Source organism: Campylobacter sp. RM5004 (assembly GCF_022369455.1).
In the GTDB taxonomy this organism is placed as follows: Bacteria; Campylobacterota; Campylobacteria; order Campylobacterales; family Campylobacteraceae; genus Campylobacter_E.
Genome location: NZ_CP059599.1, coordinates 1,687,653 through 1,700,521, shown reverse-complemented (window position 1 = coordinate 1,700,521; position 12,869 = coordinate 1,687,653). Strand labels below are relative to the sequence as shown.

The following is a 12,869-nucleotide window of genomic DNA, read 5'->3' as shown; positions in this document are numbered from 1 at the left end:
CTCCTAATTTAAAATGAAAATTAACGTTTGCTAAATTGTGGTTTTCTTCTTGCTTTTCTGCGTCCGTATTTTTTACGCTCAACCACACGACTATCACGGGTTAATAAACCTTGTGGCTTAAGTAAAGCTCTAAAATCAGCACTCATAGCTGCTAAAGCTCTAGAAATTCCGTGTCTTAAAGCTTCTGCTTGAGCGTTATAGCCACCACCTAAAGTGCTAGCAGTAATATCCATAAGACCTTCTTGCTTAGTAACTAATAATGGTTGAACTACTTTTAATTTAATAGCTTCGTGTCCGCCTAACCAAGTATTTAAATCAACACCGTTAACTATAATTTTACCACTTCCAGCCTTAGCCCAAACTTTAGCTATTGCAGTTTTTCTTTTACCTGTTGCATAAACTTTTGCCATTTTACTTTCCTTTTACCTGAGCTGTATGTGGGTGTTCGCTACCTGCATAAACTTTTAATTTTTTAAGCATAGCACGACCTAAAGTAGTCTTAGGAAGCATACCACGAACTGCTAATTTATATAATTTTGCTGGATTATTTGCTAATAAATCACCGAATTTCTCACTCTTTGTGCTTCCAAAATAGCCCGAATGTCTGTGATATAATTTATCATCAGCTTTGTTTGTTCCAGTAAATTCTGCTTTAGATGCATTGATAATTACTACATAATCTCCGCAATCAACATTTGGTGTATAGCAAGGCTTATGCTTGCCCTTTAAAATTGTCGCAACTTCTGTTAAAAGACGACCGAAACGCTTACCTTCAGCGTCTACGATTATCCAATCTCTTTTAACTTCGTTTGGCTTTGTTATTTTTGTCATGATTTTACCTTTGCCAAAATTTTTTAAAAAGGTGATTATATGTTTTTAAACTTAAATAATACTTAAATTAAGAAAAGATTAAGAAAAATATTTCCTAATTTCAAATTCCAAAAAGAATTTGAATTAGGAATTTAAATTTTATAAAGAATTTATCATAATTATAGCGATTACGATAGGGCAAATAAATCTAATAAATACAAACCAAATATTAAAACCAACTTCACTCATATAAGGCACAAAAAGATTTTTTAATTTATTAATATCTACAAAAAATCCTACAAATATGCAAGTAACAATCGCAGAAAGTGGCATTAAGATATTTGAAGTTAGATAATCTAATATATCAAATAAGTTTTTGTTAAAGAATGTAAAATAAGATGAATAATCTTTATTAAATCCTAAAATACAAAAAACCCCCATAATATAAACAAAAATACCTATATAAACTAGTGCAAGTTTCCTTGATATGCCAAATTTATTTATTAGATAAAACGCAAATGGCTCTATCATAGAAACAGCACTTGTAAGTCCTGCAAAAAGTAATGCTATAAAAAACGCAACCGCTAAGATATTTCCTACAATGCCAAGATTTGAAAACAAACTCATAAGGCTAACAAAAATTAAGCCAGGACCTTGCTCGCTTGCATTTGCTCCGTATTCAAATACGAAAGTAAATACAATAAGACCCATCATAATTCCAACTAAAATATTTATAAAAATAATTGATAAAGTTGATCTAATAACATTAGTATTCTCAGGCAAACTTGCAGCATAAGTTAAAACAACACAAACACCCATAGATAAACTAAAAAAGCTAAGCCCTAAAGCATCTAAAATTAGCGGGATATTTAATTTACTCTCAGTAATTAAAACACTAAAATCAGGTCTAAATAAAAATTCAAAAGCTTTAGAAAATCCATCAAATGTAAAGCTATATAAAAGCATTAAAATTAGCAAGATAAAAAGTGCTGGCATCATCCACACATTCATTTTTTCTATTCCACTTTTAATTCCTTTGCTAACAACCCAAAATACCATTATAAAAACTATACTAAAGCAAATAATTTGAGATATTAAATCACTTGAAATTAGATTGCCAAATAAAGCTCCTGCTTCTTGAGTATTCTTTGGTAAGCTAAAAAAGCTTAAATATATATATTTTAAAATCCAACCAATTACTACACTATAAAAGCATACGATTAAAATCGCACCTATCATAAAAAATCCTGCAAACCCCCAAGCTTTTTTATTAGATTTTGCTAAATCGCTAAAAGCATTTACAGCATCTTTTTGAGTTATTTTACCAACGCTAAGCTCTCCTAAAAACACCATAAAAGCAATTAAAAATGTAAGGATAAGATAAAGTAAAATAAATACAGAACCACCATTAGTTCCAACCATAGTAGGAAATTTCCAAGCATTTCCAAGCCCAACGGCAGAGCCTGCCATCGCTAAAACAAAGCCAATTTTAGAAAACTGCTCTCTCATTTTTATCCTTTAAATTTGAAATACACAATAACAAGCACTGCAATAGGTGCAACAAATCTTGCAAAAAATATCCATATTTTAAAACCAAGTTCGCCCATGTAAGGAACAAAAGTTTCTTTTAAATCTTGTTTGCTAATAAAAAATCCAACAAATATAGCAGCCATAAAAGAACCAAATGGCATAATGATATTTGAGCTAAGATTATCTAATATATCAAAGAAATTCATTCCAAAAAATGTTAAATTAGCTTTATAGTCGTTAAGGCTTGAAAAAATACATAAAAGCCCTAAAATATAAACTACAATCCCTATTAAAACTATGGCTTTAATTCTTGAAAAATTGAATTTATTAATTAGATAAAACACAAAAGGCTCAATCATAGAAACAGCACTAGTAATGCCTGCAAAGAATAAAGCAATAAAGAAAGTAAATGCTAAAATTTTTCCTAAAAATCCTAATTTAGCAAACAAAGAAATAAGACTTATAAAAATAAGTCCAGGACCTTGTGCGCTAGGATCAGCGTTAAATTCAAAAATAAAGCTAAAAACAATAAGCCCCATCATAAGACCTATTAAAAGATTTATGAAAATTATATATAAGGTTGAGCTTACAAAATTAGTCTTTTCAGGCAAACTAGCCGAATATGTAATAATACTACCAGCTCCAATACTTAAAGAAAAACAAGCAAGTCCTAAAGCAGATAAAAAAGAATCGTGATTAATTTTGCTAAAATCAGGCATGAATAAAAAGTTAAAAGCATCTTTAAAGCCATTTTGAGTAGCACTATAACAAAGCATTAAAAGTAGCATTACAAATAAAGTTGGCATCATAAATACATTTAGCTTTTCAATGCCATCTTTTACACCTTTTGCAACGGTGTAAAAAGCTATAAAAAACACAACGCTAAAACATACTACTAAAGCACTTAAATTAGTTTCTACTAAACTAACAAAAAGCTCTTGATTAATGGCAATTTCAGTGCTTAAAGAATTGATATTTAAAATCGTAGTAAAAGCATAATAAATATAATAAATTATCCAACCGATTATCACACTATAAAAACTAACTATTAGCAAAGCCCCAATCATTGTAAAACCTACTAAAGACCAAGCTTTTTTATGTTTTGGTGCTAAGTTATAATAAGCACTTGCAGGATCAAGCCTAGAAGCTTTACCTATATATAATTCACACAAAAATATAACAAATCCAACACCTAAAGTAAGAATGATAAAAAGCATAACAAATGCCGAACCACCATTAGTCCCAACCATAGTAGGAAATTTCCAAGCATTCCCAAGCCCAACAGCAGAACCAGCAACGGCTAAAATAAATCCAATTTTAGAAAATGTATTATTCAAAATAAGCCCTTCTTTTTGGTTTTTAAGGTTAAAACTTTCATTCTATAATAATTTTTAAAAATTTGTATAAAAAAATGAGAAAAATTACAAAAAAGGTTAAAATTTGGATAAAAATCTCACTGAATTTACTTACAAAATGATTTTAAGCTACGATGGTTCAAGGTTTTTTGGCTCTGCAAAACAGCCTGATTTAAAATGCGTGCAAAATACACTTGATAATGCCTTGCATTCGGTTGGAGTATTTAAGCCAAGCATTTTTGCAAGTAGAACAGATAAAGGCGTTCATGCAAAGTGCAATGTAGCAAGGATTTCATCACCTTATAAGCTAAATGAAAGCTTTGTAATAAAAAAGCTTAATAGGATTTTAGATGGAATTTATATTAGGAATTTAAGCCTTTGTGATTTTGAGCCTAGATTTGATGCAAAGATTAGAAGTTATAGATATATTTTCGCTAAAAACCACAATGCTTTTTCTAAGGCTTATTTTAGTGTTTATGAAAAAGATTTGGATATTAATTTGCTAAAACAAGCGATAAAATTATATGAAGGTGAGCATGATTTTGCTTTATTTTGCCTAAGTCTTGATGATGATAAAAACAGCATTAGAACGATTTATAAAACTAGAGTTTATGAGTATAAAGATTTTGTTATTTTAAACTTTTTTGCTAATGGGTTTTTAAGGGGGCAAATTAGGCTTATGGTTGATTTTTTGCTTAAAATTAATGAAGGAAAATTAAGCTTAAATAATTTAAAAGAGCAAATAAATTGCGAGATTATTCACTCACGCACACTAGCTAAACCTAATGGGCTTTATTTAAAAAGCATAACTTATTAAATTCCTATTTCAAATTCCAAAGATTTTGCAAAGAATTTGAAATAGGAATTAGATTATTTTTTCATTTTGGAACGAGAATATAAAATCAAGTCATTACTTGTTTTAATCAAACTTCCTTTTAAAGTATTTATACAATGATTTAAAATAAAAGCACAAGCTTTTGCATCGCTTAAGGCCCTATGATGAATGCTAGTAATTCCTAGTTCATTTTTTAAACTATCAAGCCCGTATTTATCGCATTCAATACAGCGACGTGCTAGCATTATTGTGCAAAGCTTTCTATTAATTAATGGTGCATTTAAATGCTCTAAGCTTTCTTTAGCGATAAAACCATAATCAAAAGAAACATTATGAGCTACAAAAATCGCATTACCTAAAAACAATCTAAAATCAGCTAGAACTTTTGCACTTTTTGGAGCGTCTTTTAGCATTAAAGCATTAATTCCAGTAAGTTCTGTGATATTTTCAGGAACTTCACTTGCATAAATAAAGCTTTCAAACTCATCTAATATTTTGCCATTTTTAACCTTTACAGCACCTATTTCTATGATTTGTCCGTTACTAATAGAACCTGTGCTTTCAATATCAACAACGCAAAAGGTTTCATCTTGAATTAATTTATTTCTTGAGTTTAAAAACACTTCTTGATTTTGTTTTAATGTGATATCAAGACCTAGCATTAAAAGTGTATCGTAGTCTAGCTCTAAACCTAGAGCATTTTCATATTGATTTTTTAAATCTTTATAATTTAAACTATTTGTCATTAATCGTTCTAAAATCTTATCGCAATTAATTATTTGCTTTTTATAAAGTTCGTTATAATCCATCAAAATTCCATTTTTAAAGAATTAATAGCTGTCTTATAATCATTTGAGCTAAAAATATAGTTACCTGCAACAACAATATCAGCTCCAGCTCCTTCAATATCTGCAATATTTAGCCCATTTACTCCGCCATCAACTTCTATAAAGCACTTATAATTATTTTTATCTATCATTTCTCTTAAATCTTTTATTTTTTTAAGAACACTAGGAATAAAACTTTGTCCGCCAAAGCCAGGATTTACACTCATTAAAAGAACCATAGAAACTTCGCTTAAAATATATTCAATTTCATGAAGATTTTGATGTGGATTTAATACGATTGCAGGATTTACGCCTTGTTTTCTTATATATTCAATAAGTCTTAGTGGATGAGTGCTTGCATCAATATGAAAGCTTAAAAATTTAGGTTTAAATTCTAAAAATAAATCAACAAATTTATCAACTTCTCTTACCATTAAATGAATATCTAAAGGCACTCTAGCAACTTTAGCTACGGCTTTTGCCGTGCAAGTTCCTATGCTTAGATTTGGCACATAATGTCCGTCCATTACATCAACATGTAATAAGTCAGCACCTGCATCTTCAACTTTTCTTATATCTTCGGCTAAATTCAAAAAATCAGCAGACAACAAACTAGGAGCTACATACATTTTTATTCCTTGAAAAATATTTTTTATAGAATATCATTAAAACTTAAAAAAAAAATTAAGCTTAAGATGCTATCATTAATGCTTTTAATTTTTAAAAGAATACAAAAAAAGGATTTACAATGTCAAAATTTTGTCAATTAACAGGTAAAGGTCCTATGGTAGGAAATAATGTTAGCCACGCTAACAACAAGACAAAAAGAAGATTTTTACCTAACTTACGCACAATTCGTATAGATTTAGGTGATGGCACAACTAAAAAAATTAGAGTTGCAGCTTCTACATTACGCACACTTAAAAAAAGAAGAGCTAACTAATTTTAAAGAAATTTTATGAGCTTTTTTAAAAAGCTAAGTAAATTACTTGGTTGGGCTGAAAGTGGAAAGCCCGAAGTAGATGTAAATACTGAACTTTACGAACAATTAAGACCTTTTCGCCTTCCTTTAATAGCTGTTGTTATTATGATGCTATTAGGGGCGATTGGGTATATGATTACTAGCAATTTTTCTTTGCTTGATGGTATTTATCAAGCGGGAATGACTTTTACAACTCTAGGTTATACTGAAGTAGCTGAAATAACTCCGGCAGGAAGATTTTTTACAATTTGTTATGTATTACTCGGTTTTGTTACTTTTACCTTTTCAATCGGTATTGTGATTGAAGTTTTAAAAAAGGGCGAATTAACAAGATTAATTAAGGAAAAAAGAATGCTTTATAAAATCGCAAGGCTTAAAAATCATTATGTTATATGTTATCACAATGAATTCACTCAAGAATTGGCAAAACAATTTAAACAAACTTACACACCTTTTGTAGTGGTTGATGATATACCTGATTTTGAGAAAATTGCAGAAGACAATAAGTATCCATTTTATGTAAAATGTCCTCCACATAGTGATTTAGCATTTTTAAAAACTCATCTTTCAAGCGCAAAAGGAATTATATCGCTTAGCCCAAATTCAGCCGATAATATAGCAATAATTGCAAGCGCAAGATTGTATGAAAAAGATATAAAAAGAATTAGTCCTTATTCTATAATTACGATTTCAAATTCCGAGCACGATGCTGCAAGACTTAAAAAACTAGGCGCAAATACCGTTGTTTTAGCTACAAAATTAGCAGCACAAAGACTTAGTGTAGTAAGTGTAAGACCTGAGATGGAAAATCTATTAGAGCAATATTTATATACAAGAGATCAAAGTATTGATATTGAAGAAGTAAAAGTTCCTGATGAAAGCTGGGTAAGATTTAGAAGATTAAAAGATGTTGCTTTTAGACAGCTTGCAAATGTTAGCGTAATAGGTATTAAAGATGCTAATAATAATTTTTTGCCTATGCCAAAGGGTGATGCGATGATTGGAACGGGGACAAAATTATTACTAATAGGAACTCCTGAAAGTATAAAAGAAGTAAAAAAAATCATTAAAAATAAGCAAAGTCCAGATAATTTAAAATAAACTATAAGTGTTATCAATTTGTAATTTATTTTAGTTAAAATTGCGTGAAAATTATCACTAAGGAGCAATCATGTTACATGAACATAGAGAATTAATTACATCTTTAAAAGGTAAAGATGCACATTTTGACAGATTATTTGAAGCACATAATGATTTAGATCACAAAATCAAAGATGCAGAAGAAGGCAGAGTTCATTTAGATGATTTAGAAATTGCTAGAATGAAAAAGGAAAAATTAAAATTAAAAGATGATTTAAATAATTACTTAAATTCAATCAAAAATAAAGCATAATTTAGAAAGGGGTATTAATGTTTTTTAACAAAGATAATTCCCACGAATTAGAACTGCAAGATAAACTTAAAAAAGCTCTTGCAGAAAGGGAAAGACTAGAAGCAGAAATTGCGAGCTTAAAAGCTGAAATTACTGCGAAACAAACTTATGAAGAAGAAGAAAAGGTTAAATTTTCTTTATTTGACATAATGGTAAAAGGCATGAAAGAAAGCGTATCTTTCGTTCAAAAAGATATTGAAGGTGATTTATCAAGAGCTAAAGAAATTGAAACTCTTTCAACAGATTGTGTTGATATGATAATAAATCTTAAAAAAGTTTCAGAAAATATCATTACTTCCCTTGAGCAAATTACGGAATCATCAAGTAAATCTCGTGATACAGCACAAAACCTTCATAGAAGTGTTGATGAAATAACAAATGTTATTAATTTAATTAAAGATGTATCAGATCAAACAAATTTATTAGCTTTAAATGCAGCTATTGAGGCAGCTCGTGCGGGTGAGCATGGTAGAGGATTTGCTGTGGTTGCTGATGAAGTTAGAAAATTAGCTGAAAAAACACAAAAAGCAACAGCTGAAGTAGAAATGAATATTAATTTATTAAAGCAAAATGCTAATGAAATGTTTACTCAGAGCGAACAAGTAGAACAAATTTCACAAGATTCTAATGCACATATAGGAACATTTTCAGAGCAATTTGATAAATTAGTTCATATTTCACAAGATATTAAATTTAATGGTAGTGCAATTAAATATGAAGTATTTACATCATTAGTAAAGCTTGACCATATCTTATTTAAAGCAAATGGATATGCAAATGCACTAGGCGAAAATCCAACTAAATTAAGCGATCATTTTAGTTGTCGTTTAGGTAAGTGGTATCAAAATGAAGGTAAAGAAATGTTTGGACACATTCCTTTATATTCTAAGATTGAAACACCACATAAAGAAGTTCATGAAAGTATTAATCAAGCACTTGAGCAAATTTCACATGGACAACTTGCAAGCAATAGTAAAGAAATTATTGAGCTTTACAAAAATGCTGAAAAATCAAGCCTTGATTTATTTATGATTTTTAGACATTTATTAGGTGAATTTTTAAAGAAATAATAATTAAGTCTAGCTTTTTGCTAGGCTTAAAATCCTAATTCAAATTCTACAATATTTTTAATATAAAAAATATTAAAATAATAGTAATTTTATTTTAATATAAGCATATTTTATTATGATACTCATTTTTAGCCCAAGTGGTGAAACTGGTAGACGCGCTAGACTCAAAATCTAGTAGGAGCAATCCTGTGTCGGTTCGAGTCCGACCTTGGGCACCACTACAATATAAAGGAAACAATATGCCAAGAGACGCAAACGGAAACGAATTACAAGCAGGAGATAATGTTAGCGTTATAAAGGATTTGAAAGTAAAAGGTAGTTCTTTAACAATCAAAAGAGGGACTAGTGTTAAAAATATTAAACTTACTTCAAACGATGACGAAATAGAAGCTAAAGTAGATAAGCATGGGGTTATAGTTTTAAAAACTTGTTTTTTAAAAAAGGCATAATATTTATGAAAAAATTGGCAATTTTATTACCGCTTAGTCTATTTGCTAATAATGCTTACACAGACTTGCAAAGTAACTATCAAAATAATAATTACAAAAGAGCTTATGAAATTTCATCAGATATTTGTAAAAACTCTTGTGCTGATATAGACCTTAATTTAATGATGGGTAAAAGTGCCTTTAAATTAGGTATGTATGATGAAGCACTTGCTGCTTTTGATAGGGTATTAGTTCTTGATGAAAATAATGTTGATGCAAGATTACAAAGTGCAATTATTTATCAAAAAAGTGGAAATTATGAATTATTAAAACTTGAGCTTGAGAGCTTAAAAGATGATGAAAGATTAAGAAAAGAAGAAAAAATTCTTGTTTCTAATATGCTAAAAGGTATTAAAAAACAAGAAAAATCAAAAGCTCAAATAAACACACCATACGCAAGTGTAAGCGTAGGATATGGATATGATAGTAATCCAAAAAAACAAAATCTAAAAGATAGCTATTTGCCTATACCACAACTAGGGATTAAATTTCCTATAAGTGGTGCAAAGCATGAACCTGCTAGCAGTGTATTAGCTAATCTAAATGCAGGTTATAAAAAGCAAGTAAATGATGTTTATGACTATGATATAAATGCTAATTTTTATAATAAATATTATATAAAACCTATTGAAGAAGATTTTCAAAATTTAAGCGTATTTACTGCATCTATTAATAATGGATTTGACATTTCAAGACAATTTAAACTAAATATTTTATTATCTTATGATTACATAGTTTTAAAGCATAAAAGATATTTAAATACTTTTACAGCCGATGTTTCTGGCGATTATTATATGGAAAATGGAATATCTTTAGGACTTGGTTATACTATTAATCATAATAATTATTTAAATGAAGAACATAAAGAAAACGATTCGAACCATCATAGTATTTATGCAATGAGTAGATTAATATCTCAAAGAAGTATGGTTTATTTAAAAATGGCTTATGATATTGAGCAAACTAGTAGAGTAAAAGAAAGTACAAATAATTATAAAGAATATTCTATTACTTCAGGTATTATTTATATGCTAAATAAACAAGTTATGTTAAAGGCAAGTTTAGGTTATTCTGCTAGTAAATATAAAGAAACAATTTTTACTAATCAAAGAAATGATAAATCTATAAGAGTTAATTTTGGTGCTGAATACAATATGGATCATCACAATATTTTCTCAGCAGATTTAGGATATGATAAAGTAAAATCTACACTTGAATATAATTCTTACGATAATTATTTTCTTAATTTAATGTATAAATATAAATTTTAAGCTTATTCCTTTCAAAACTATGTTATAATTTGTTAATATTTTTTGAAAGGAATGTTTATGAAAAAACTCATTTTGTTATTAAGTGTAATAACACTAAGCTATGCAAGTATAGGTAAAATCTCAGCAATTAGAGGAGATGCAGTAGTTATTTCAAATGGTTCTGAAATACAAGCTGTATTAAATCAAGAATTAGAAGAAAGCGATATTATAAAAACAGGTAATAACGCAAGATTACAAATAATATTCAATGATAACACGGTAACAACTTTAGGAAAAAATACAAGCTTAGAAATAAAGCAGTATTTATTAGATGGAAAAAATTCTAAAGTTAATTTAGTGGTAGATGAAGGAAGCTTTAAAGTAATTACAGGAGAAATCTCAAAACTTGCAAGAAAAAATTTCTCTTTAAAAGCACAAACAGCAACTATTGGTATTAGAGGAACAGTATTTGTTGGAGAAGTTGGATTTAATGTAAATAAATTAGCTTGCTTACAAGGTGCAATTGATGTTAAGTTAGGAAATAAAACTTCACTAATTAATTCAGGAAAACAAATAAGCTTTAAAGATACAAAAGTAATTAAAATAGAAAATTTAAAAGCAAATGATTTTTCTTTAACAAAAGCTAATATTATTCAAGAAAAACAAGAAGTAATTCAAGAGAAAAAAGAAGAAAAACAAAGCCAAAACAAAGTAAGTAGTATTACTCTTAGCTCAGACATTAAAGCTCAAAATCCGAATTCAAATTCTAAAAACACTTTAAAAACAGAAGAGCAGATAAATATTGCAAATGAAGTTAATCAAGAAGTGCAAGACCTTATAAGTCAAAAAACATCTATACCTTGGATAGAATTAACTCCTGCTAAACCTATTGATACTTCAGCCAAAACAGAAAGTACAAACGATGAAACACCTTGGATAGAATTAACACCTGCTAAGCCAAGTGATAAAACTTCTTGGACTGAATTAACCCCTGCTTTTAATAAATACTTTGATAATAATGATAAAGGCATATATTATTATGGAGATAACAAAAATAATACAAAAACAGCAGCCGAACTTAATTTAAACAATATAAGCTTAAGTCTTTATAATAGAGAATTAAATTCAGATAAATCTGTGAAAGTATTTGATGTTTATAATTTAGATGGTAAATCAAATACGATAAGCACTCAAAGATACAACAATAATAGTATAAGACCTGCAACTATTGATGAAGCAACTTATAATTTAAACAACTTCTCTATAAGCAATCCAGAAGGTAAAAATAATCTAGTTTATAATTCTAACTACGCTAGTTTTGAAGCTAACAAAGATGAATTAAAAGCGCAATTGTTAGGATTTAATTATGATTTAGCAAAATCAGATTTAGAATACTTTACAACTTTAAAAGATGATTGGGGTAGCTTTAAAGATAATGTTAATAAAAACAATCAAGAATTTTCAAATTATTATGTAGGTAATGATTCTTTAGCAAAATTAGATTTTAAAAACCACACCTTAACTTATTATTCAAAGAAAAGTAATATGAAAGATGGAAGAGATGAGTATGGATTAAAACAAGTTGTAATTCATAAAGATTTTTTACAAAGAAAAGATTTTGATGCGAAAGACTTAGAATACGAAGCATTTAAACTATTATATGTAGGTCCTGCGTATATTCAAGATAATAAAGATGCTTACAAGTTAGATGCAATTATTAATAAAGAACATATAAGTTATTTAGCTAATAAAAATAATTTAATTATGAGTGTTTCTGATATTCAAGATAGCCTTAATATTTCAAATGTTGATGAATTTAATGCAAAATTATCAAGCTGGGAAAAAGATAAAAATACATTTTTTGAAAAATTTTATGTAAATCCTACAAAAGAATTTTATTATTCAAAAAATGAAAATTATGTTAAATTAAAACCTAGCGATTCATATTTTGCTTCTTATAATAAATTAGATAATGTAAGAAGTATATTTTTTGAATTAGATAAGAATAATTTATTAGGAATTTATAATAAAAATAATAATATAACTAAGTTTAGTCCTAATACAACACCTCGTTTAAAGGTTGAAGATAGCGAATATAAAGTAGATATTGTAAGCCAAGACGCAGATAAAACTTCAATAGTTTTAAAAGCAAGTCCAAATGAGGCGGTATTAAAAATTAATAGCAATATAGATGGCGATAATATTAATGTAAAAATTGATGATTTAAAGAAATCTATTGAAAAAGACAAAATTAACAAATTAATAAAAGACTTAAAAACTAAATAAGGAA

General features: G+C 28.3%; 14 protein-coding genes and 1 tRNA gene. 9 read left to right on the top strand and 6 right to left on the bottom strand.

Going from position 1 to position 12,869, the window contains the following annotated elements; translation table 11 throughout:
* Positions 1–20: 20 nt before the first annotated feature.
* The 4 genes from rpsI to AVANS_RS08415 all read right to left on the bottom strand — a co-directional run bounded on the left by rpsI (position 21) and on the right by AVANS_RS08415 (position 3,677).
* Positions 21–410 (bottom strand): 30S ribosomal protein S9, encoded by a 390-nt coding sequence (rpsI, locus tag AVANS_RS08430; protein ID WP_214117629.1) that lies wholly within the window; start codon positions 408–410, stop codon positions 21–23.
* 1 nt (position 411) lies between these two features.
* On the bottom strand, positions 412–831 hold the full coding sequence (gene rplM, locus AVANS_RS08425; protein ID WP_214117630.1) for a 50S ribosomal protein L13: 420 nt from the start codon (positions 829–831) through the stop codon (positions 412–414).
* 138 nt (positions 832–969) lie between these two features.
* Positions 970–2,319 carry a sodium-dependent transporter gene (locus AVANS_RS08420; RefSeq protein ID WP_239817435.1) on the bottom strand — a complete coding sequence of 450 codons (1,350 nt, stop codon included), beginning with the start codon at positions 2,317–2,319 and terminating at the stop codon, positions 970–972.
* Between the two features lie 2 nt (positions 2,320–2,321).
* On the bottom strand, positions 2,322–3,677 hold the full coding sequence (locus AVANS_RS08415; protein WP_239817434.1) for a sodium-dependent transporter: 1,356 nt from the start codon (positions 3,675–3,677) through the stop codon (positions 2,322–2,324).
* A gap of 103 nt (positions 3,678–3,780) precedes the next feature.
* On the opposite strand from AVANS_RS08415, the gene truA reads away from it, so the two are divergent.
* Positions 3,781–4,512: a tRNA pseudouridine(38-40) synthase TruA gene (gene truA / locus AVANS_RS08410; protein WP_239817433.1), complete on the top strand. Its 732-nt coding sequence runs from the start codon at positions 3,781–3,783 to the stop codon at positions 4,510–4,512.
* Positions 4,513–4,565: 53 nt separating this feature from the next.
* On the opposite strand, the gene AVANS_RS08405 is transcribed toward truA, so the two are convergent.
* Positions 4,566–5,339 (bottom strand): 3'-5' exonuclease, encoded by a 774-nt coding sequence (locus AVANS_RS08405; protein WP_239817432.1) that lies wholly within the window; start codon positions 5,337–5,339, stop codon positions 4,566–4,568.
* Positions 5,339–5,986 (bottom strand): ribulose-phosphate 3-epimerase, encoded by a 648-nt coding sequence (gene rpe, locus AVANS_RS08400; protein ID WP_239817431.1) that lies wholly within the window; start codon positions 5,984–5,986, stop codon positions 5,339–5,341. Before rpe ends, AVANS_RS08405 begins: the two co-directional genes overlap by 1 nt.
* 119 nt (positions 5,987–6,105) lie before the next feature.
* On the opposite strand from rpe, the gene rpmB reads away from it, so the two are divergent.
* From rpmB to AVANS_RS08355, 8 genes are all read left to right on the top strand, one after another.
* Complete coding sequence (gene rpmB, locus AVANS_RS08395; protein ID WP_214117022.1) at positions 6,106–6,300, top strand: 50S ribosomal protein L28; 195 nt, start codon at positions 6,106–6,108, stop codon at positions 6,298–6,300.
* Between the two features lie 15 nt (positions 6,301–6,315).
* Entirely contained in the window at positions 6,316–7,440 is a 1,125-nt protein-coding gene (locus tag AVANS_RS08390) for a potassium channel protein (protein WP_239817430.1), read from the top strand.
* Positions 7,441–7,510: 70 nt separating this feature from the next.
* A complete protein-coding gene (locus AVANS_RS08385; RefSeq protein ID WP_239817429.1) occupies positions 7,511–7,732 on the top strand; it encodes a DUF465 domain-containing protein in 222 nt (73 codons plus the stop codon).
* A gap of 17 nt (positions 7,733–7,749) precedes the next feature.
* A complete protein-coding gene (locus AVANS_RS09595; RefSeq protein WP_275583444.1) occupies positions 7,750–8,841 on the top strand; it encodes a methyl-accepting chemotaxis protein in 1,092 nt (363 codons plus the stop codon).
* 131 nt (positions 8,842–8,972) lie between these two features.
* A tRNA-Leu gene (locus AVANS_RS08370) sits at positions 8,973–9,059 on the top strand.
* Positions 9,060–9,080: 21 nt separating this feature from the next.
* Complete coding sequence (locus AVANS_RS08365; protein ID WP_239817428.1) at positions 9,081–9,290, top strand: alkylphosphonate utilization protein; 210 nt, start codon at positions 9,081–9,083, stop codon at positions 9,288–9,290.
* Between the two features lie 5 nt (positions 9,291–9,295).
* Positions 9,296–10,600, top strand: a complete 1,305-nt coding sequence (locus tag AVANS_RS08360; protein WP_239817427.1) for a CDC27 family protein — start codon at positions 9,296–9,298, stop codon at positions 10,598–10,600.
* 57 nt (positions 10,601–10,657) lie between these two features.
* Complete coding sequence (locus tag AVANS_RS08355; RefSeq protein ID WP_239817426.1) at positions 10,658–12,865, top strand: FecR domain-containing protein; 2,208 nt, start codon at positions 10,658–10,660, stop codon at positions 12,863–12,865.
* Positions 12,866–12,869 lie beyond the last annotated feature (4 nt).